We start from the raw sequence: 18,867 nt of genomic DNA, 5'->3' as shown, positions 1-18,867 counted from the left end.
ACGCAAATAATAATAAACTAAAAATATGCATAAAATTACGACAGGTGATAAACGTACAGTGTTGCCCAAAAGCTAAACAGCCAGTAATTTAAAGGGAATAACAATAAAGGATGAAAGTAATGGATGATTTTAGCCCAAGTGACTTAAAAACAATTTTACACTCAAAACGTGCCAATATGTATTACCTAGAATACTGCCGTGTTATGCAAAAAGATGGGCGTGTTTTGTACCTTACCGAAGCTAAAAACGAAAACCAATACTTTAACGTGCCTATTGCTAATACCACCGTACTATTACTAGGAAATGGTACATCAATAACGCAAGCCGCAATGCGAATGTTATCACAAGCGGGTGTGCTCGTTGGTTTTTCTGGTGGAGGAGGTACTCCTTTATATATGGCGTGCGAGGTCGAATGGTTTACACCACAAAGCGAGTATAGACCAACCGAATATTTACATGGATGGCTACAGTTTTGGTTTGAAGACGAAAAACGTTTATTAGCCGCAAAAACAATGCAGCAAGCCCGTATTAGTTACTTACAAAAAGTATGGAACAAAGATCGCGATTTAAAAAACGAAGGGTTTGACTTTAATAGTGAACAAATGCAAAAAGCATTAAGTACGTTTGAAGCACGCACTAGTGCAGCAACTAAACAATCAGAGTTACTCCTTACTGAAGCGCAATTAACCAAAGTACTTTATAAATACGCCGCTAATAATACCAGCACCGCAGCATTTAAACGCGAGCACCAAAGCACCGACAAAGCCAACGACTTTTTAAATCATGGTAACTACCTTGCCTACGGATTAGCGGCAAGCTGTTTATGGGTGTTAGGCATTCCTCATGGTTTTGCTGTAATGCATGGAAAAACCAGACGCGGCGCCTTAGTGTTTGATGTAGCAGATTTAATAAAAGATGCCATTGTTCTACCTTGGGCATTTATATGCGCCAAAGAAAATGCCACAGAGCAAGAGTTTCGCCAGCAAGTATTACAAGCCTTTACAGATCATAAAGCACTCGACTACATGTTTGATACGATTAAAGCAATTGCACTGCAAAATTACTCACAAAACCACATAGAGAAACATAATTTATGATGGTTACGTTTGTATCGCAGTGCGAAAAAAACGCGCTGAAAAAAACACGTCGCGTACTCGACGCCTTTGCTAACAGAATAGGCGACAACACCTGGCAAACCCTGATCACCGAAGAAGGTTTATTAACAGTAAAAAAAATGCTCAGGCAAACCGCAAGCAAAAGTACTGCACTGAGCTGCCATTGGATACGTTCACGCAGCCGTAGTCAATTTATATGGGTGATAGGAAATAAAAGTAAATTTAATAGTGAAGGTATCGTGGCAGTTAATAACACAAAGAAAAACTTATTAAACAGCGAAATAGAAAGTGACTGGAAGTATTTGCCCTTAATTAAATCACTAGTGGGGATTTCTGCCTTATTACATGATTGGGGAAAAGCATCACAATTATTCCAAGAAAAATTAAAACCTAATAGCAAAAATAAATTTAAAGGTGATCCGTTACGGCACGAATGGATTTCTGTTCTATTGCTCAATGCGTTAGTGAATAATAATGCTGATGAGGTTTGGTTAAATGAACTTATTACAGTGGGTGTTAAAGAGAACCAATTAAAAGAAACAATTAAAAAAGAAAATTTAAAGCCGCTTAATGAATTACCTGATGGAGCTAAATTACTCGCATGGTTAATTGTTTCACATCACCGATTACCTAACTACTCTCATAGTATAAAAGAAACTAGAAATGAGTGGCTAGGTGTACAGTCTGAAAACATTGATGTATTACTAGAACGTATAACTCAAGAGTGGGGTTATGAAAACAAGCAAGACGAAGCTGAATATAATAGACGCGTTAAACAATGTTTTGAGTTCCCCAATGGTCTGTTATCAGAATCTAAAGAGTGGCGCAGGCAAATAAATCGATGGGCAATAAGCCTAAAAAACAATCTACCTTTACTTGAATCAGCAATGCAAGATGGTAGTTATCGTTTGGTGTTACACCATACGCGTTTATGCTTAATGTTAGGTGATCATTTTTATTCATCACAAGGTGCGGCTAAAAATTGGCAAGATAGTACAGGGTTATTTGCTAATACAGATAGAGATACAAGTGAGCTAAAACAAAAGCTTGATGAACATTTAATAGGTGTCGCAAAAAACGCATTAAACACAGCTCATTTATTACCAGCATTTGAACAAGAGCCTCCTGTTTCAAACGATATTCAAGTACTAAGAAAGGCAAGTCCTGATGTCTTTAAATGGCAAGACAAAGCCGTTACAAAAATTAATGACTGGAAAAAAAAGCAAGATAAAAAAGCGTCGGGATTTTTCGCAGTAAACATGGCAAGTACAGGCTGTGGTAAAACTTTTGCTAACGCTAAAGTCATGCGCGCTTTGTCGGTTGACGGTAAAAGCTTACGTTATATTTTAGCTCTTGGTTTACGCACATTAACCTTACAAACTGGCGATGAATACCGCGATAGAATAGGGCTAACTAAATCTGATTTAGCGGTACTAATTGGCTCAAGAGCTGTTGCTGAATTACATAACCAGCGCGAAATAAAACAAGATGAAATATCAGATGAAGTGTTAGGTTCTGAATCAAGAGAAGCCTTACTAGATGAGTTTATTGATTATGATTGTGAAATCCCCGAAGAAGGATTAAGCACAGTATTAACCTGCACTAAAGATAAACAATTTCTATATGCTCCTGTACTCGCGTGTACTATCGATCACATGATGGCAGCAACAGAAACTAAACGAGGTGGGCGATATATTCTACCGAGTTTACGATTAATGTCGTCAGACTTAGTGATAGATGAAATAGACGACTTTACCGGTGATGATTTAATAGCTATTGGCAGACTTATTCATTTAGCAGGCATGTTAGGTAGAAAAGTGATGATTTCATCAGCAACTATTCCACCTGATTTAGCGTTAGGTTATTTCAATGCTTACAAAAAAGGTTGGCAAATTTTCACTGATAGCCGAGATGAAGCCAAAGCTGAAATAGGGTGTGCGTGGGTAGATGAATTCACTACACATGTACATAGCGTGAAAGTTCAACAAAGTGGCAGCGCCCTTGAGCAATATCAAACCAACCATAGTCAGTTTATTGATAAACGAGTGGTTAATTTACATAAACAAGTCGCCAAGCGTAAAGCTAATATAGTTGCTTGCCCGTTATTATCTGCAGATTCATCAACACCAGAAAATCGAACTGAGGAAAGTAAACAAACTCATTATTTTTCAACAGTAAAAAAAGCTATTTTAATTAAGCATGAGCAACATAATAGTATTGATGCTAAAACAGGTCTAAAAGTATCATTTGGTGTTGTACGTGTAGCGAATATAACCCCTTGTGTTGAATTAACTAAATATTTATTACAAGCTGATTACCCACAAAATACACAAGTAAAAGTAATGGCTTATCACAGCCAGCAAGTACTACTTTTGCGTCATGAACAAGAAAAACACCTTGATGCCGTATTAAAAAGAAAAGAAAAAGCCAGCGAGCCACAACAAGCATTTTCGAATTCAATAATTCGACAACATTTAGACTCATGTAGTGAAAGTAATAGCACCGTAAAAAATATCATCTTTATTTTAGTTGCCACACCCGTGGAAGAAGTAGGGCGCGACCATGATTTTGATTGGGCCGTTATCGAACCATCTTCTTACCGATCTGTAGTGCAATTGGCGGGGCGAGTGAGACGCCATCGAACCGATGCTGTTGAACTACCTAATATTGGCATCATGCAATATAACCTTAAAGCCTTTAAAAACAATGATAAGCAAGGTGAAAAGTATTTTATTAAACCAGGTTACGAAGATGGTTGGGATAAAACATTACATAATCATGATATTAATAAATTAGTAAATGAATCGTCGATTAGCGAGAGTCTAAATGCCATACCTAGGATAAAAGTACCTATCCAAACTGATAAACAGTTATTAGCATTTATTGAGCACAAAGTAACTGCGGCACAATTAACAAACTTTTCTGCATGTGGCGCAAACACTCTACAAGGGTATTTAACTGAAACATGGTACTTAACTGCTTTACCACAAGTATTAACTCCTTTTAGAAAAAGTGAAGCCAGTATTAATTTATTTTTGTTTTATAACGAAAAGAAAGACAGTTGTTATTTCACCCAAAAAGATGATGCTGGCAAAGCATTAGTCGATATGAATAACGAAGTCGTTAATCGCGAAAATATACTTAATATTACCAGAATAGAATTAACAGAAAAAGAACAACAAAATTTATGGCTTGATCGTAATTACCAAGAATTATTAGCGAATTACATTAGTGAGCCGTGGCTAATAAGCCTTAAACGAGTGTCACTTCGGTATGGTGAAATAAACATGGTAGAGCGTGAAAATGCACAATACGAATATAACGACCAGTTTGGGCTGGTTAAAGTGAATAAAATAGGAGGTCAGTAATGTTAGATCCTGCAATACAAAATTACTTCGTTGAACGCAAAGAAGCCTGGTTAAAAAAGAATGTAAAAGCATCAATGGAAGAGAACGAAATAAAAGAACAAGAGCTATTGTGTGACCAGCTGTTCTCATTAAATGAATGGTTACCTAATGCTGCGAAAAGGGCAGGGCAAATATCTCTGTCTACTCACCCTTGTACTTTTAGCCACCCTAGCGCACGTAAAAATAAAAATGGCTATGTTTCATCTGTTTTAGCTGAAATTGATAGAGTTGCAGATGGTTATTTAAAAACCGGGAATGTGGAAGTAGATACCGATGCGTTAGGTAATGCTGCGGCTTTAGATGTATATAAATTTTTAACCTTGACTATGCAAGATGGCAATAATTTACTAACTCATATTCAACAAGAAACAGATTTAGCAAAAGTATTACTAACTATTAAGTCTACTAGTTATCAAGATTTGAAAGTTGGATTTTTAGCCATGGTAGAAGGGTCAACTGAAAGTATAACTAGCTCTAAAATTAAGCAGGTTTACTTTCCTGTTGATGATGATTATCACCAACTATCGCTGTTAACCAATTCAGGGATGGTTTATCAATTACGTTCACGACTTGATAAATTACGTTTTTCAGATGAAGTAAAAGAATTGCGTGATAAAAAGCGAAAAAATGAATTTAGCGAGCAGGGTTATAGTGAAATATATGGCTTAACCACCATAGGTTATGGTGGAACAAAGCCACAAAATATCAGCGTGTTAAATAATCAAAATGGCGGTAAAGCGCACCTTTTATCGTCATTACCGCCGAGTATTGAAAAGCGAAATGTTCACTTTCCTAAAAGTGATTTTTTTACAGAGTCATTTAAAAAGTATGAATACGCCGATAATTTCAAAGCACTGCATAAACTATTTCAGACTGACCATAACAATATAAAACTTCGTGATGCGAGAGATCGTAACCTTCAACAAATCATAGATTTACTGATTGAGAAAATGTGGGCGGTTCGTGCGGTTTCACAAACGCAATACCACGCACAAACGTCTTCACTATCAAATATACAACGAACTTGGCTACATGATGACTTTGCAGATGAAAGAGAAAAATCAGAACAATGGCTAGATACACTTATCACTGAAATATCTGCATGGTTAACGCGTAGTTATGAAAAAGTATTAGATAAACAAGCGATTAAATTAGGTGAAGCAGAGCGTTTATTATTTGTCGACATTGTTGACCGTAATAGGGAGTTTTTAAAATGAGCAATATAAAACGACTACTTTTATTACCGCATATAGAAGTACATAACGCTAATGCCCTTTCAAGCCCTTTTACTATTGGCTTTCCCGCAATGACAGCATGGCTTGGTGCGGTGCACGCATTACAACGAAGATTGAATTCTAAAGGTCATAGCAGTATTAATTTTGAGAGCGTTGGGGTAGTTAGTCATCAATGTGATTTACAAACACATAAAGGAATTGATGACTTTGTTCATTCAATTATTGGCACAGGTAACCCGTTAGATAAAACAGGTTCAAGAAGTGCGTTTATAGAAGAAGCACGTTGTCATTTAGATGTGTCATTAGTGATTGAATATAGTGGCATTGAAAAAAATGACGAACAAAATCTAAAAGAAAATATCACTCATCTACTTAATAGCAGAATGAAAATGGCTGGTGGCGATATTTTAACGTTTAAAGAGCCTCAATTTTTTAAAGTCGAAAATGGAAATGCAGCAGACCTTGCAGTATTAACACGAAAGCTTATGCCGGGTTACGCCATCATTGAACGCCGAGATTTAATGGTTGAGGCTATGAAAACAGGCCAAGATGCGATGGATGCACTTATTAACTATCTTGCCATTCACCATCAATGTGAAAAATCACTTGTTGAAGATACAGATAAAATAACTTGGACAAGCAAGCGAAAAAGCAAAGGGTGGATAGTACCTATAGCGACAGGTTTTCATGGTTTAACTGACTTAGGTAAAGCTAAAAATCAGCGTGATCCTAATACCCCACATCGTTTTGCTGAAAGTGTTGTGACGTTAGGTGAATTTAAAATGCCACACAGTATTAAATCAATCGATGAAATATTGTGGCGTTATCAAACAGACAGAACAAATAATTTATACCTTTGTGCTCAAACACAAAAAACTATTCAAACCGAAGATGAAATTGAAAACGCTTATTACGAATAACTTAATTTATTAAGAAGGAAATTATCATGGCTACAAAAAATGACACGGCATCAGTACTAGCATTTGAAAAGAAATTAGTACCGTCAGATGGTTACATGTATGGCACGCAATGGGATGATCGTAACAATAAAGTTAATCAAACGTCATTGGAGTTAATTGAAAAGTCAGTACGAGGGACTATTTCAAACAGATTAAAGGCGGCGATTAAAAGTGATCCCGTTAAATTAAATGCAGAGGTAGAAAAAGCTAACTTACAAACTGTTGATAGCTGTGCACTTGCACCAGAGCAAGATACTTTAAAACTGCACTTTACATTAAAAGTGTTAGGTGGCGTACAAACCCCTTCAGCCTGTAACAACGCATTATTTAAAGAAAGCTACAGTAAAGCGGTATCAACTTATGTTGAAAAAGAAGGCTTTAAAGAATTAGGAAAACGCTATGCACTTAACTTAGCGAATGCACGCTTTTTATGGCGTAATCGTGTTGGTGCCGAAAATATAGAAGTACAAGTAAACGCATTAAATAAAAACAGTAAGCAATCATGGGTATTTGACGCAACGCAATTTAGTACGCGTCATTTTAATCATGATGACAAACAAGTTACTGAATTGGGCGAACGTATCGCAGCTGCACTATCAAGTGAAGATGATTTCTTAATGTTGGAAGTTAATTGCTTTGTGCAGGTAGGTAAGGCACAAGAAGTGTACCCAAGTGAAGAGTTAGTGCTTGATAAAGGTAAAGGTAAAAAAAGTAAAATATTGTATTCAGTAAAAGGCATCGCAGCGATGCATTCTCAAAAGTTAGGTAATGCGCTACGTAGTATTGATACGTGGTATCCAGAGTATGACGATGAAGAAAAAACAGCAGGTCCAATAGCAATAGAACCTTATGGAGCAGTGACCAATTTAGGTAAAGCGTATAGAACACCAAAAGATAAACAAGATTTTTATACCTTTTTTGATAAATGGGCACGTGGTACTGAGTTAGACAGAATCGAAGATGAACATTATGTAATGGCTATATTAGTACGTGGTGGTGTATTTGGCGAAAGTGATAAGTAGCCTTTATTTAATACTTTATTCAATAAAGGAGGGAATCAAATGAAATATTATCTCGATATAACTCTATTGCCAGAAGCCGATATTACTCTAGGTTTTATTTGGCAAAAGGTCTATCAACAAATCCATATTGCATTGGTTGATAACAAAGTAGGTAAGAGCGAATCGGCAATTGCAGTGAGTTTTCCTCGCTATGGCACTGAAAAAAATAGCGAGCAAGCTTTTCCGCTTGGAAACCAATTAAGGTTACTGGCAAATGCAGAGTCGCAACTAACTGAATTAAACATAGCTAAGTGGCTTAATCGCTTTGAAGATTACGTGCATATAAAATCAATAAAACCCGTACCAGACAAGGTGGCACACGCGAGTTTTGTTAGGGTGCAAGTCAAAGGTGAAGCGCGTATAGAAAAAGATATGCTTAGCAAAGCGCAGCGTTGGTCTGAAAAATCTGGACAACCGCTTGATATTTGCTTAGCCGAGCTTGAAAAAAGTAAACCTAAAGCGAATAGCAACGCACCTTTTATTTGGTTAGAAAGCCAAGAAACGAAACAACGTGATTTAGCTAGCAGTAGAAAATTTCCACTGTTTATCAAAAAGGTAGACGTTGCCGAGCAACAATTTGGAAAGTTTAATTGTTATGGTTTGAGTGTAAATCATAGCCATAAAGAAAAACTGGCAAGTATTCCCCAGTTTTAACCTTTATTTTTGCTCTTTAAAAATAAGAAACTAAAACAACAAGTTACAACAAGCGATAAAAATAAGGTAAAAATTCATATTTTACCTTAATCCACTGTTGTAACTTGTTTTTTGCGTGATATTCTATTGTTCACTGCCGCACAGGCAGCTTAGAAAATTATTTTATTGTATAAACCCGTGAAATACTCGTTCACTGCCGCACAGGCAGCTTAGAAAACCCCGTTAAATAGCATTCGCCCTGCCCTTCGGTTCACTGCCGCACAGGCAGCTTAGAAAATCAACATCAATACCAACATCACCCACGCTTAGTTCACTGCCGCACAGGCAGCTTAGAAATGCTCACACATAATTAATCTATCTGTATTGCCGTTCACTGCCGCACAGGCAGCTTAGAAAAGCCCTTATGATGATTCAATAATGAGCGAAATGTTCACTGCCGCACAGGCAGCTTAGAAAATTCACACACAAGTCATCATTAATAACCGTGAGTTCACTGCCGCACAGGCAGCTTAGAAAATTGCAGAAATTACCGCAGGATATTCCGAATCGTTCACTGCCGCACAGGCAGCTTAGAAAACGGCGGGGCGTGGGGCGAGGAAGGGCGTACCGTTCACTGCCGCACAGGCAGCTTAGAAAAATTAGGGCTCGCCTGCGGTAATGATAAAGATGTTCACTGCCGCACAGGCAGCTTAGAAAGTTGAAGATATGGCAAATAAAGCCAAGTTAAAGTTCACTGCCGCACAGGCAGCTTAGAAAAGTAGCACAGCTAAAGAATGCGCGCTTTGAAGGTTCACTGCCGCACAGGCAGCTTAGAAATATTCAACATCAATAATTTAAATAGTGTTTACGTTCACTGCCGCACAGGCAGCTTAGAAATGTTACAGCAGCCGCCACCCGCCGCCAAGCGAGTTCACTGCCGCACAGGCAGCTTAGAAAATCTAGTGACGGATTCCAAGAACGTACCGTAAGTTCACTGCCGCACAGGCAGCTTAGAAAAATAACCGCCGCTTGTAACCATGCGGGCTTACGTTCACTGCCGCACAGGCAGCTTAGAAAGCTAATCACATTTTAAAACAAAGGTGGCGCAGGTTCACTGCCGCACAGGCAGCTTAGAAAATTCAACCGCTGTAATCGGTATCGTGGCTTTCGTTCACTGCCGCACAGGCAGCTTAGAAAGCTACAAGTGGCCCTGCTTAACATGATGACAAGTTCACTGCCGCACAGGCAGCTTAGAAAATCAAGTTTCCGATACTATGGCTCATTGATTGGTTCACTGCCGCACAGGCAGCTTAGAAAGCGCCCATAACCTTGTATTGACCTTTCATAGTGTTCACTGCCGCACAGGCAGCTTAGAAAATTGCAGCATAAGCTTTACCACCGTTTTTAAGGTTCACTGCCGCACAGGCAGCTTAGAAATAAAACATGGTCTGCTGGTTGGACTGACATGGGTTCACTGCCGCACAGGCAGCTTAGAAAAATCTGAATTGCTCCAGGTAAAATACTGTGGCGTTCACTGCCGCACAGGCAGCTTAGAAAGACCTAACGACTACGAAAGCGTTGATTCCTCAGTTCACTGCCGCACAGGCAGCTTAGAAAGCTACATGCAATCAAAGGCTATGTATGAAATGGTTCACTGCCGCACAGGCAGCTTAGAAATTACCACTGTGTAGGTTCTGATGTTAAGGTAGGTTCACTGCCGCACAGGCAGCTTAGAAAAAGGCATCGGCAGCAGCAGAGCAGATGGGCAAGTTCACTGCCGCACAGGCAGCTTAGAAATTGATAACGATGCAATTATAAGTTTAATTAAGGTTCACTGCCGCACAGGCAGCTTAGAAATCGCCCGATATTATGAATGCGTTGCTAATATCGTTCACTGCCGCACAGGCAGCTTAGAAAATATAGCAGCCGCCACCCGCCGCCAAGCGAGTTCACTGCCGCACAGGCAGCTTAGAAAATCTAGTGACGGATTCCAAGAACGTACCGTAAGTTCACTGCCGCACAGGCAGCTTAGAAAAATCGGTAACTTTTTAGCACAAGTACAGTTCGGTTCACTGCCGCACAGGCAGCTTAGAAAATTCAATCATATCAGCGATGCTGTATTCAACCGTTCACTGCCGCACAGGCAGCTTAGAAATAAAGGTAACTTTGCATTATCTCAAGGTGATTGTTCACTGCCGCACAGGCAGCTTAGAAACGCCGCCAAGTTACCCGACATAGCCAATGCATGTTCACTGCCGCACAGGCAGCTTAGAAATAGAACAACAACAAATCTAGCATGTACTTGGTGTTCACTGCCGCACAGGCAGCTTAGAAAAAGAGGAAAACGAAATTATGTGTCAATTAGTTGTTCACTGCCGCACAGGCAGCTTAGAAAATTCGAGCGCGACAATTAGCTTGAGCAGGGCAGTTCACTGCCGCACAGGCAGCTTAGAAAATTCAACCGCTGTAATCGGTATCGTGGCTTTCATTCACTGCCGCACAGGCAGCTTAGAAATATTCATGCCTCATTCGGTAATTTTTTAATAAGTTCACTGCCGCACAGGCAGCTTAGAAAAAACGCAGGCTTTTTCCTAAACTCTGAAAAGCGTTCACTGCCGCACAGGCAGCTTAGAAAGGTCAAATAGCAAAAACACCAACCGCTAAAAAGTTCACTGCCGCACAGGCAGCTTAGAAATGTCTAGCATGACGCAGACACGCGACCTTCACGTTCACTGCCGCACAGGCAGCTTAGAAAATTCACGGCACGCACCGTAGAAATATCATTTAGTTCACTGCCGCACAGGCAGCTTAGAAAATTGAGTTCACTTAGGGTCCTCAACAACAAGCTCTACAGCTGCATATGCAGCTGTAGAGGTCAATTAACTTGCTCTCTAACTTACTCAATAAACATAGTTACTAATCGAAATATAATGGCAAGCACACCCGGCAATTACAAACAAATGCCAAATTGCATGGCTAAACTGGGTGCTTTTAGCACTGTAAAAAAAAGTGCCTAAACTATAAAAAATACCGCCGGCAAGTAGCCAGTAAAGTGCTTTTACATCAACACTTGAATAAAGCGGATATACAATAGCCAGTGCAAACCAACCCATGAGTAAGTAGGTGGCGAGTGATATTTTTTTATTACCGTTTTTTACAAATACTTTGTACGCAACGCCCGCCAGTGCCACAGTCCATATAAATGTAAGTGTTGCCCATGACCAAGCACCGGTTAATGAGATTAATAAAAAGGGAGTGTAGGTGCCGGCAATTAATAAGTATATGGCGCAGTGATCGCACTTTTTATAAAAGGCTCTTAAGCGCGGTTGAATACTGGCATGGTACAAAGTGGATGACAAAAACAGTACAAATAGACTGCTGCCATAAATTGCAGTACTAATATACGCTTTAGTGCTGGTGGCTTGGCTAAATAAATCCCACATAACAAACGCGGCAAATATAATACCGAGTGCATGGCTGATTACGTTTAATTTCTCTTCTTTACGGGAATAAGGCGTTTCTAACGACATAACTGTTCCTACCACTATTGGAATTAATTTCAGTGTACAACTGTACGCTGAAGGTTTCAATCTTAGCTGTGAGTAATTCTAAATAACTTTATTTGATACGCTACTTTATCTTTTACTTGATTTTAAAGAGAATTAATTCACTATGTTGGTGTCTAGTGTAATACATATTACGAGCTGAAATAACCATGAAACAAGATCTAAAAGCTGCTTTACTTACCGCCATTGTTTATCCTGGAGCGGGGCATTTTTCTTTAAAAAAACACTTTATAGGCGCTATTTTTGCGGGCGTATTTTCTGTTCTTTTAATTTTAACCCTACAAGATATATTTGCGATTGCACAGTGTACTGCAAATGAAATTGTAAACGGAAAAATCCCCATGTCGGTTACGGCCATTTTAAAAGCTGCGCAACAACCATCTGACGCTTGCGCTCAACTCGCTGAATATAAATATTTACCTTTAATGATTATAATTTGGGTGCTGAGCATGATGGATGCATACCGTTTGGGCAGAAAAGCGCTGCCCACTAAAAAATAAGCCACTTAATTAGAACTCGGTTTGGTTGGCTTATTAATTTTCTTCCGCATATTTATCCCTGATATTTAGCTATTATTGATGGCGGTAATAATTATTATTACCGCCTTTTCATTTTTATACATATTTTTTGTAACCGAAATTTTTTGCCCGCATCATGTAAACATCGTGTAAATGCCTGTATATACCCAGTAAAATCCTCAAACCTCGTTAAATCGCTCACTTGTTGATATTTAGTTAACTAAAATCCTTATCTTTGTACCTTTTTATTCATTTAATGTTAATAAATAAATGGTACTTTCTGCTCGCCAAATTAACTTTATTTGACTATTAAGTATTGGTTTGGTGTCAATTTATTACGTCAAGCAATGACGACTGATAATTTCAATTTAAGGAAATACGATGAATAACAGTTCAAATAATCACAAAAGAAAGGATTTTAAAGTGGCGAGCTTATCGTTAGCTTTATTATTAGGATGCTCAGCAATGGCCAATGCCGCTGTTGAAAAGTTAACGGTGAGTGGAAATCAAATTCTTGCAGGTGGGGAAAGCACAAGCTTTGCAGGACCTAGCCTATTTTGGAGTAACACGGGGTGGGGCGCTGAAAAATTTTATACAGCAGAAACAGTAGCAAAGGCAAAAACTGAATTTAATGCAACATTAATTCGTGCAGCTATTGGGCATGGCACAAGTACGGGTGGTAGTTTGAACTTTGATTGGGAGGGCAATATGAGCCGTCTTGATACTGTTGTAAACGCAGCTATTGTTGAAGATATGTACGTTATTATTGATTTTCATAGCCATGAAGCACATACCGATCAAGCAACTGCAGTTCGCTTTTTTGAAGACGTAGCTACCAAATATGGGCAGTACGACAATGTTATTTATGAAATTTATAACGAGCCGTTACAAATCTCGTGGGTTAACGATATTAAGCCTTACGCAGAAACAGTTATTGATAAAATTAGAGCAATCGATCCTGATAACTTAATTGTGGTTGGAACGCCTACGTGGTCGCAAGATGTTGATGTGGCATCACAAAACCCAATTGATCGCGCCAATATTGCTTACACTCTGCATTTTTATGCTGGCACGCATGGTCAATCGTATCGAAATAAAGCACAAACAGCACTCGATAACGGCATTGCACTATTCGCCACAGAGTGGGGAACAGTTAATGCTGATGGCAATGGTGGTGTTAATATCAATGAAACCGATGCATGGATGGCATTTTTTAAAACAAACAATATTAGCCACGCTAACTGGGCTTTAAACGATAAAAACGAAGGTGCTTCGTTATTTACTCCAGGCGGTAGTTGGAATTCACTAACATCGTCAGGCTCTAAAGTTAAAGAGATCATTCAAGGTTGGGGTGGTGGTAGTAGCAATGTTGATTTAGATAGCGACGGGGATGGCGTAAGTGACAGCCTTGATCAGTGCGATAATACTTCCGCAGGTACAACGGTTGATAGTATTGGTTGTGCAGTAACTGACAGCGATGCCGATGGTATAAGCGATAATGTTGATCAATGCCCTAATACACCTGCAGGTGAAACTGTTAATAATATAGGTTGTGTTGTTGAAGTAGTTGAGCCACAAAGCGATGCGGATAACGATGGTGTGAATGATGATATTGATCAGTGCCCAGATACACCCGCTGGTACAAGTGTTGATACAAACGGATGCAGTGTTGTAAGTTCAACAGATTGTAACGGTATTAATGCATACCCTAATTGGGTGAACAAAGATTACTCAGGTGGTCCGTTTACTCACAATAACACTGACGATAAAATGCAATATGAAGGTAATGCATACAGTGCAAATTGGTATACAAACAGTCTTCCAGGAAGTGATGCTTCGTGGACGCTTCTTTATACTTGTAATTAAGCACGTTAAATAAAATATGCGAAGAAGGTAAATAATACATTTACCTTCTTTTTAAAAGTATTAGCCTTTATAAACACTTTGGTGTTGTTCAACAATATTGTAGCTTGGTGAGTTTATGTTATCTATATAGCGCCAATCGGTTGTGATTTGCTCTTTAGTAATAGTCAGTAGCATATACCCACGGTGCGATAGGTCACAATAATTTAAGTCGTTTATTAACAATGAAAGCGAGTCAGCCATTTGCTTTGCTTGTGCAGTATTAAGCGCTAAATAATGCTCCATACCCGGGGATGTAACGCCAGGTGTTGCAAACTCTACTCCTACGCTTTCGCCTTTTGCATTTTTTAATGTGCCATGCCACGCATTGTGCGTATCACCTGCAACCACGACTAACTTTTTATTTAATGCAGTAACGCTTTTGTATAATGCTTCGCGCTCGCTGGGGTAACCATCCCAAGCATCTAAATTATAAGGCATTAAAGTATTTACGCGTGCGAGTTGCGCGGGTGTTACCGCTTTATTAGCTAACACGGCTTTTTTAATGGCAACAAGCTCTTTTAACACCTGAGGTATTTTAGTGCGATCGGACTGCGAGAATATTTCAGTAGGTAGCCACATTTTAGTCATCAATACTTGCTGGCCCAAGACTTGCCATTTTGCATTTGATTTAGTTATTGCACTCGTGAGCCAGTTTAGTTGTGTGTTACCTAGTAACTGCCTATTTGTATTATTTAAATCGCTCGCAAAGCGCGCAACATCCATTTGTTTGGTCTCTAGGTTTTTATAGTCGCTGTAAGCGAGTTGTTTATCGCGTGCTATTACGCGCGTATCTAGCATGTGTAAGCTTATTAAATTACCAAAATCGAAGGTGCGGTATATTTGCGGGCTTTGCTCGCCCCTAGGCGGCCTAATTGGCAGCCATTCGTAATAGGCTTGAATGGCTGCTGCACGGCGTTTAAAAAAGTCACCTTCGTCAGGGGTATGATTTTCAGCTCCTTCTTTATATGTGTCATTAGCAACTTCGTGGTCATCCCATATAGCAATAAAAGGCGCTGCGGCATGCAGTGCTTGTAGGCCTTTGTCTGTTCTGTAAATAGCATAGCGTTTACGATAGTCACTAAGTGTAATAATTTCACCGCTGTTATCGGCTGCTAATTGGCGGCCAATGTTTTCTGCATTTTGTGTGGCGTACCCGCCCATTGGGTATTCGTAAATGTAATCTCCCAAATGCAGTACTACATCTAAATCTTTTTGCTTAGCGGCATCTGTGTAGGCATTAAAATACCCCGCAGGGTAGTTTGAGCAAGACACAACAACCATTTTTATTTGTTCAATATTACTAACCGGCAGAGTTTTAGCGCGGCCAATAGGGCTTTGTGTATTTAACCCAATAAAGCGATAAAAGTATTCTGTATTTGGAGTAAGGTCTTGCACATCTATTTTTATTGTAAAGTCGCGGCTTTTATCGGTTTGTTCGCGCCCGCTGCGAATGATGTTTTTAAATTGAGAATCACTTGCCAACTCCCAAGCAACAATTACTTCTGACGTTAATTGAGAAGTCGTTGCGCGTGTCCATATTATTAAAGCATGACTGAGCGGATCGCCACTTGCTACCCCGTGTTTAAATTCAATTGCTGATAGAGGCTTGCTCATTAATGTTTGAGCACAACCTGTAATGGCGCTCGATACCGCAACTGTAAATATGCTTGCTGCTGAGGTTTTTAAGAAATTTCGACGAGATGAAAGAGTCATAATGCACTTTTTTAATTATTAATAGTGGTGCGCACTTTAACGATTAGATATGACGTTTTTATAAACGATAAATGTATTTACTGTGACCGTATTAATACACTTAAAGCTCTTTTATTTATTAACTAAAAAATAGTCAAAAAATTAAATTAAATGGTTAAATTAACGAGGCATGAATTACTCGAATCAAACAACCGTACATAAAGTCTTTTAATTACATTGGTTTATATTTTATTTTTATGTTGGCACAACCCTTGAGTATATAACTACGTCTAAACAATACACAAACAAGGAATACCATTATGAAACATTCAATTAAAATCGCTATGGCAAGTTTATTAGTATTAGGTTCTGCGCAAGTACATGCAGTCGAAGTGGACCTAGATGTAACTGATATATTAACTCAAAGTGTAGCAAGCTACGTAAAGCAAACCACAATCGAGCTTGAAAAATCACTAAAGGAAACGCTTTATTTTGATGCTAAAACTGTTTTAGAGAGTTTACTAGATGAGCCAGTTTTAACAGATAGCGCAACGATTAAAAATACTGACGCTAGCGTTAAAAACGTAAAATAAACCACTTAAAGGATTAAGACGATGAGCAGTGAACTTGGATTATTTGCATTAATGTTAGCACCCGTAGTAAGCATGATTAGTGCTTATTACTCGGTTCAAGTGTTTAAAGCTATGGGAGGTTGGTTTAATCTTTAACCAATTATATAGCTGGTAATTAATTCGATTCATACAAAGCTGATCGACTTAGCAAAAGCGCACGTAAGTAAAGGCAGAGTGTTTGAAATAAGTAGACTTTATGAAACGTGCGATTTTTCCATTACCCATTTTTATGTTACCTGAAGGTTTTACGCGATTACGCATATTTGAGCCTCGTTATTTAAATATGGTTAAAACCGCATTAAAAAATAATTCAGGGTTTGTGCTTTGTACATTTGAGCACGACACGCCATTTAATATAAGTGCGCAAGGTTGCCTTGTCGATATTATCGATTTTGACCAAGACGATAACGACGTACTATTAATTGATGTATTTGCCTCGCAAAATGTGCAAATAAACGATGTTTACCAAGACGAAGACGAACTACGTCATGGCTTAGTGTCGCCTTGCAATACGCCTTATTGGTATAAGGATTCTAACAACGACATTGGCGATCATTACCTATTACACTACGCGCTTAAAAACGTATTTGCAGGTAATTCAGAGCTTAATTTATTGTACAAAAAAACTCATTTTGACAAGTTGCCTTGGATTGCAGCACGTTGGCTTGAGCTCCTACCTATATCAATTGAGAAAAAACAGCAACTTGCGTTTGAAACGAACTTTGATAACTTGCTGAGTTTCCTCCATACTGTGATTAATAACGAATTTGCCTAAATTTTATGATCCTAAATTAATTATTGCCCGTATTACTTAATACAAAAGCAATAACGGGATAAATTATTATGGTAAGTCAACAACAGTCACCACGTTGTGAACCTAATACAGGTAAGTACACTGCCATGCCAGAAACGCCGAGTAAAGAGCTCATGCAAGCGCTTATAGATGTTGCGCAATCACGCGATAAAAAAGCATTTTCCTATTTATTTGAATACTTTGCGCCAAAAATTAAACGCTTTGGAATTAAGCAGTTTGGTGTTGAAGCGCAAGCTATGGAGCTTGTGCAAGAGACACTAACGTCAGTTTGGCGTAAAGCACATTTGTATCACAGTGAAAAAGGTGCGGCGACTACGTGGGTTTATACCGTTATGCGTAACGCTTCATTCGATATGCTTCGTAAAATGAAAAGTAATAAAGAAGAAAATATAAGCGAAGACATTTGGCCGTTATTAAACGACTCACAAGATACACATCACGAATACAGTGATCATTTAGAAGATAAGCAAATTAAACGCTACCTCGATAAATTACCTATTGCTCAACGCGAAGTGGTAAGAGGCGTTTATTTTCAAGACATGTCGCAAGAGCAACTTGCGCATCAACTTAATATTCCAGTAGGCACGGTAAAATCACGATTACGTTTGGCCTTGCAAAAATTACGTAATGAAATGGGAGATCAGCATGATTAAACATCACCCGAGTGAAACTTTACTGACACAGTATTGCGATGCATCACTTGCTACATCACTAAGTTTAGCCGTATCTATACATGTAGATATGTGCCCTGTGTGCCAAGCTAAAGTAGCCAAAATTGAAGCAAGTAATGCGGACGCATTATTTAGTGAAGAGCCAGCCAAATTTGAGAAACCTCAAACTGAGCAATCTGAATTACTTGAAGAATTTGAATTAAACGTACTTGATATGATCATGTCTGATGATTCTATCGATGAGGTTTATGAAGTTGAGCCTGTGTCTGTAAGTATTAACGAACACAATTATCAGCTGCCGCGTGCTTTAACACGTATTTCTCATAGCAAATTTACACAAGTTGGTAAGCTAGCGCGTTCTCGTGTTGCATTAGATGATGGCGCGCTGCGTTCAAGCTTATTGCATATTGATGCTGGTGGTGAAATTCCTGAGCATACACATACCGGATTTGAAGTTACTTTACTACTAGACGGTGAGTTTAGTGATGAAGATGGTAATTACGTACCAGGCGACTTTATTTGGCAAGATGGTAGTCATCAACATACACCTTTAACGAAAGATGGATGTTTATGCTTTACAGTTGTCAGTAGTGCGCTACATTTTAATAAGGGCTTCAGCAAGTTACTAAATCCAATCGGTAATTTGATTTACTAAGAGA

The 18,867-nt window shown here is 38.8% G+C and carries 14 protein-coding genes and 1 CRISPR repeat array; of the genes, 12 read left to right on the top strand and 2 right to left on the bottom strand.

The genetic code is table 11. The annotated features are described in order from the left end of the window. Nucleotides 1-119 precede the first annotated feature (119 nt). Genes cas1f through cas6f form a run of 6 tightly spaced genes read left to right on the top strand, consistent with a single transcriptional unit; the run spans nucleotide 120 to nucleotide 8,431 of the window. Complete coding sequence (gene cas1f, locus GQR52_RS07530; protein ID WP_165728024.1) at nucleotides 120-1,097, top strand: type I-F CRISPR-associated endonuclease Cas1f; 978 nt, start codon at nucleotides 120-122, stop codon at nucleotides 1,095-1,097. Beyond that, complete coding sequence (gene cas3f / locus GQR52_RS07525; RefSeq protein WP_165728023.1) at nucleotides 1,094-4,483, top strand: type I-F CRISPR-associated helicase Cas3f; 3,390 nt, start codon at nucleotides 1,094-1,096, stop codon at nucleotides 4,481-4,483. The genes cas1f and cas3f overlap by 4 nt, the downstream gene beginning before the upstream one ends. Further along, nucleotides 4,483-5,739 carry a type I-F CRISPR-associated protein Csy1 gene (gene csy1, locus GQR52_RS07520; protein WP_165728022.1) on the top strand — a complete coding sequence of 419 codons (1,257 nt, stop codon included), beginning with the start codon at nucleotides 4,483-4,485 and terminating at the stop codon, nucleotides 5,737-5,739. Before cas3f ends, csy1 begins: the two co-directional genes overlap by 1 nt. Further along, nucleotides 5,736-6,677, top strand: coding sequence for a type I-F CRISPR-associated protein Csy2 (gene csy2 / locus GQR52_RS07515; protein ID WP_165728021.1), 942 nt, complete (start codon nucleotides 5,736-5,738; stop codon nucleotides 6,675-6,677). The genes csy1 and csy2 overlap by 4 nt, the downstream gene beginning before the upstream one ends. A 26-nt stretch (nucleotides 6,678-6,703) precedes the next feature. After that, a complete protein-coding gene (csy3, locus tag GQR52_RS07510) occupies nucleotides 6,704-7,738 on the top strand; it encodes a type I-F CRISPR-associated protein Csy3 (protein WP_165728020.1) in 1,035 nt (344 codons plus the stop codon). 39 nt (nucleotides 7,739-7,777) lie between these two features. Next, complete coding sequence (gene cas6f / locus GQR52_RS07505) at nucleotides 7,778-8,431, top strand: type I-F CRISPR-associated endoribonuclease Cas6/Csy4 (RefSeq protein ID WP_165728019.1); 654 nt, start codon at nucleotides 7,778-7,780, stop codon at nucleotides 8,429-8,431. Nucleotides 8,432-8,559: 128 nt separating this feature from the next. Then, nucleotides 8,560-11,225: direct repeats of the CRISPR family, unit length 28 nt; unit sequence GTTCACTGCCGCACAGGCAGCTTAGAAA. Nucleotides 11,226-11,310: 85 nt separating this feature from the next. Here the strand turns inward: cas6f and GQR52_RS07500 are convergent. Next, a complete protein-coding gene (locus tag GQR52_RS07500; protein WP_165728018.1) occupies nucleotides 11,311-11,940 on the bottom strand; it encodes a hemolysin III family protein in 630 nt (209 codons plus the stop codon). A gap of 185 nt (nucleotides 11,941-12,125) precedes the next feature. Here GQR52_RS07500 and GQR52_RS07495 point away from each other — a divergent pair, with 185 nt between their 5' ends. After that, complete coding sequence (locus GQR52_RS07495) at nucleotides 12,126-12,476, top strand: hypothetical protein (protein ID WP_165728017.1); 351 nt, start codon at nucleotides 12,126-12,128, stop codon at nucleotides 12,474-12,476. Between the two features lie 399 nt (nucleotides 12,477-12,875). Next, a complete protein-coding gene (locus GQR52_RS07490) occupies nucleotides 12,876-14,360 on the top strand; it encodes a cellulase family glycosylhydrolase (protein WP_165728016.1) in 1,485 nt (494 codons plus the stop codon). A 60-nt stretch (nucleotides 14,361-14,420) separates the two neighbouring features. Here the strand turns inward: GQR52_RS07490 and GQR52_RS07485 are convergent, their stop codons facing one another. Further along, nucleotides 14,421-16,112 carry an alkaline phosphatase D family protein gene (locus GQR52_RS07485; RefSeq protein ID WP_165728015.1) on the bottom strand — a complete coding sequence of 564 codons (1,692 nt, stop codon included), beginning with the start codon at nucleotides 16,110-16,112 and terminating at the stop codon, nucleotides 14,421-14,423. A 299-nt stretch (nucleotides 16,113-16,411) separates the two neighbouring features. On the opposite strand from GQR52_RS07485, the gene GQR52_RS07480 reads away from it, so the two are divergent. From GQR52_RS07480 to GQR52_RS07465, 4 genes are all read left to right on the top strand, one after another. Further along, on the top strand, nucleotides 16,412-16,684 hold the full coding sequence (locus GQR52_RS07480) for a hypothetical protein (RefSeq protein WP_165728014.1): 273 nt from the start codon (nucleotides 16,412-16,414) through the stop codon (nucleotides 16,682-16,684). Nucleotides 16,685-16,919: 235 nt separating this feature from the next. Continuing rightward, the gene (locus tag GQR52_RS07475; RefSeq protein WP_165728013.1) at nucleotides 16,920-17,498 is read left to right on the top strand and encodes an LON peptidase substrate-binding domain-containing protein; all 579 of its coding nucleotides are present in this window, start codon (nucleotides 16,920-16,922) and stop codon (nucleotides 17,496-17,498) included. 68 nt (nucleotides 17,499-17,566) lie between these two features. Beyond that, nucleotides 17,567-18,190: a sigma-70 family RNA polymerase sigma factor gene (locus GQR52_RS07470; RefSeq protein WP_010552978.1), complete on the top strand. Its 624-nt coding sequence runs from the start codon at nucleotides 17,567-17,569 to the stop codon at nucleotides 18,188-18,190. Continuing rightward, nucleotides 18,183-18,863: a ChrR family anti-sigma-E factor gene (locus GQR52_RS07465; RefSeq protein WP_165728012.1), complete on the top strand. Its 681-nt coding sequence runs from the start codon at nucleotides 18,183-18,185 to the stop codon at nucleotides 18,861-18,863. The genes GQR52_RS07470 and GQR52_RS07465 overlap by 8 nt, the downstream gene beginning before the upstream one ends. Nucleotides 18,864-18,867: the final 4 nt, after the last annotated feature.

This window comes from Pseudoalteromonas sp. 31A1 (assembly GCF_011378815.1).
GTDB classification, from domain to species: domain Bacteria; phylum Pseudomonadota; class Gammaproteobacteria; order Enterobacterales; family Alteromonadaceae; genus Pseudoalteromonas; species Pseudoalteromonas arctica.
The sequence above is the reverse complement of the archived record's forward strand: the minus strand, read 5'-3'. Positions and strand labels throughout refer to the sequence as shown.